The sequence below is a fragment of the Nocardiopsis salina YIM 90010 genome (genome assembly GCF_000341025.1).
Lineage (GTDB): Bacteria > Actinomycetota > Actinomycetes > Streptosporangiales > Streptosporangiaceae > Nocardiopsis > Nocardiopsis salina.
This window is the reverse complement of record NZ_ANBF01000239.1, coordinates 1-2981: the sequence shown is the minus strand read 5'-3', so window position 1 is coordinate 2981 and position 2981 is coordinate 1. Positions and strand designations below refer to the sequence as shown.

2 protein-coding genes and 1 pseudogene are annotated in these 2981 nt (G+C 72.9%); all 3 read right to left on the bottom strand.

The features are described 5' to 3' along the window. Positions 1-155 (bottom strand): annotated as a pseudogene (locus D474_RS33730) (acyl-CoA dehydrogenase family protein); the annotation flags it as partial. Further along, entirely contained in the window at positions 152-2182 is a 2031-nt protein-coding gene (locus tag D474_RS0126175) for an acetyl/propionyl/methylcrotonyl-CoA carboxylase subunit alpha (protein ID WP_017616445.1), read from the bottom strand. The pseudogene D474_RS33730 and the gene D474_RS0126175, both read right to left, overlap by 4 nt. Positions 2183-2252: 70 nt before the next feature. Next, positions 2253-2981, bottom strand: a 729-nt coding sequence (locus D474_RS0126170) for a carboxyl transferase domain-containing protein (RefSeq protein ID WP_017616444.1), incomplete at its 5' end; no start/stop codon positions are given.

The window sequence follows — 2981 nt, the reverse complement described above, 5'->3', positions numbered from 1 at the left end:
AGTTCGCCGGCCCGCTTCCACAGGTCGGTGAGGTAGGCGCCCTCCTTGGCTCGGGCACGGTAGTACTCCTGCCCGTACTCGGCGGCGAAGGCCGACACGGCAGCCCGGAGTTCGGTGCGTTCGGACGGTTCGGTGAAGGTCATGGCGCCGGTCAAGAGTCCTGCCCTTCGTAGTCGAGCACGGCCAGCGGTGTGCCGGCCGAGACCTTCTGCCCCTCCGCGACCGGGATCTCCCGGACGGCACCGGCGGCGGGGGCGGTGACGCGGTGCTCCATCTTCATCGCTTCCATACGCAGCAGGGTCTGGCCCTCGGCGACCTTCTCCCCGACGGTCACACCGACCGAGGTGACGGTGCCCGGCATGGGGGCGGGAAGGGCACCGGGGTCGACGACCGCCTCGGGTGCAGGGAGCGGGTCGACGGGGACCAGGGTGAGGGGGCCGAGCGCCGACTCCACGTGCACGTGGTCGGAGCCGGGGTGGACGTGCACGTCGAAGCCGCGGCGCACCCCGTCGGCCTCCAGGACCACGTGGCCGGGGCGGGCCGAGAGCACGCGCACGCCCTCCTGCTCCGGCAGGTAGGAACCGCCTGAGGTGCGGTAGGAGCTGGTGAGCTCGTGCCCCTCGTCGGTGGTGTGGCGGCGCGTCTGCGCCTGGGACGTGAGGTTGCGCCAGTTCGCGGCGATCCCGGCCGGAACCGGGGTGCGGGCACGGGCCTCCTCGGCCGCCGACAGGCTCGCGGCCAGCGCGGAGAGGTGTTCGGCGGCGCGGTCGGCCAGCGGCTGAGCCAGGGCGGTGAGCCGGTCTCCGGCCAGGAATCCGGTGTGCGGCGCGCCCGCGGCGAAGGCGGGGTGGCGAAGGGTCCGTACCAGCAGGTCGCGGTTGGTCCCGACGCCGTGGACCAGGGCCCCGGCCAGGGCGGAGCTGAGCCGGCGCAGGGCGTCGCGGCGGTCGCGCCCCACAGCCACGACCTTGGCGAGCATGGGGTCGAAGTCGGTTCCGACGCTGTCTCCGGCGGCCACGCCACTGTCCAGGCGCACCCCGGGTTCGGTGAGCGGGGTGAAGGCGCAGCGGGCGGCAGGGACCTCGAAGACGTGCAGGGTCCCGGTGCGCGGACGCCAGTCGTTGCGGGGGTCCTCCGCGTACAGGCGCACCTCGACGGCATGGCCGCGGGGTGCGGGCGGGCCGCCGTCGGGCAGGTGCTCGCCCTCGGCCACGCGGATCTGCCACTCGACCAGGTCCAGGCCGGTCACGCACTCGGTGACGGGGTGTTCGACCTGCAGACGGGTGTTCATCTCCAGGAAGACCGGGTCGCCGGGGGTGCCGTCCTCGGCGACGGGCACCAGGAACTCGGCAGTGCCGGCACCCACGTAACCGATGCGCTCGGCCATGCGTCGGGCGGCCCCGTGCAGGGTCTCGCGGAGTGTGTCGCCCAGGCCGGGCGCGGGCGCCTCCTCCACGACCTTCTGGTGGCGGCGCTGCACCGAGCAGTCGCGTTCGCCCACCGCCCAGACGGTGCCGTGGGTGTCCGCCAGGACCTGCACCTCGACGTGGCGGCCGCGTTCGACGTAGGGCTCGCAGAACACGGTGGGGTCGCCGAAGGCGGAGGCGGCCTCGGCGGAGGCGCGGTCGACCTCCTCGGCCAGGCTCTCCAGGTCGTGCACCACACGCATGCCCCGGCCGCCGCCCCCGGAGGAGGCCTTGACGAGCACGGGCAGGTGGGAGGCCTCGACCTGCTCTGCGGTCAGGGCCTGGGAGACGGGGACCCCGGCCTCGCCGGCGATCTCCTTGGCCCGGGTCTTGGCTCCCATCTCCTCGATGGCCTCGGGCGGCGGACCGACCCAGGTCAGGTCGGCGTCGAGTACCGCGCGGGCGAAGGCGGCGTTCTCCGACAGGAACCCGTACCCGGGGTGGACGGCGTCGGCCCCGGCGGTGCGGGCGGCGTCCACGAGGGCCGGGGGGTCGAGGTAGGCGTCGACGGCGCCTCGGCCCTCGGGCACTGCCAGGCACACGGCGGCGTCGGCGTCGGTGACGTGGGGAGCGTCCTCCTCCCCGGGGGTGTACACGGCCACGGCCGCGACCCCGAGGTCCCGGCAGGTACGGGTGATCCGGCGGGCGATCTCACCGCGGTTGGCCACGAGGAGGGTGGAGATGGTTCTGGTCGGTGGGGTGAGGGGTGTGTTCACCTGGTTCTCCCGGACGGTGCCCGGCGACGGGCCGGGACGGCGGACGGTGGGGACGGGGACGGTCGGCGGTTCACATCCGGAAGACCCCGAAGGCGTCGGTGCCCTCCACCGGGGCGTTGTGGGCGAAGGACAGACACAGGCCCAGGACGGTGCGGGTGTCGCGGGGATCGATGACACCGTCGTCGTAGACCCGCCCGGACAGGAACAACGGCAGGGACTCGGACTCGATCTGGTTCTCGACCATCTCGCGCACGGCGGCGTCCTGCTCCTCGTCGTAGGGCTGGCCCTTCTTCTCCGCCGACTGCCGGGCGACGATGGAGAGCACCTCGGCGAGCTGTTTGGGTCCCATGACCGAGGAGCGGGCGCTGGGCCATGCGAACAGGAACCGGGGGTCGTAGGCGCGTCCGCACATGCCGTAGTGCCCGGCCCCGTAGGAGGCGCCGATGAGCACCGAGAAGTGCGGGACGGTGCTGTTGGAGACGGCGTTGATCATCATCGAGCCGTGCTTGATGATGCCGCCCTGCTCGTAGTCGGCGCCGACCATGTAGCCGGTGGTGTTGTGCAGGAACACCAGCGGGGTGTCGGAGCGGTTGGCGAGCTGGATGAACTGGGTGGCCTTCTGCGCCTCCTCGCTGAAGAGCACGCCCTGGTCGTTGGCGAGGATGCCGACGGGGTACCCGTGCAGGGTGGCCCAGCCGGTGACCAGGCCCTCCCCGTAGGCGGGCTTGAACTCGTCGAACTCCGAGCCGTCCACGACACGGGCGAGGACCTCGCGCGGGTCGACCGGCACCTTGAGGTC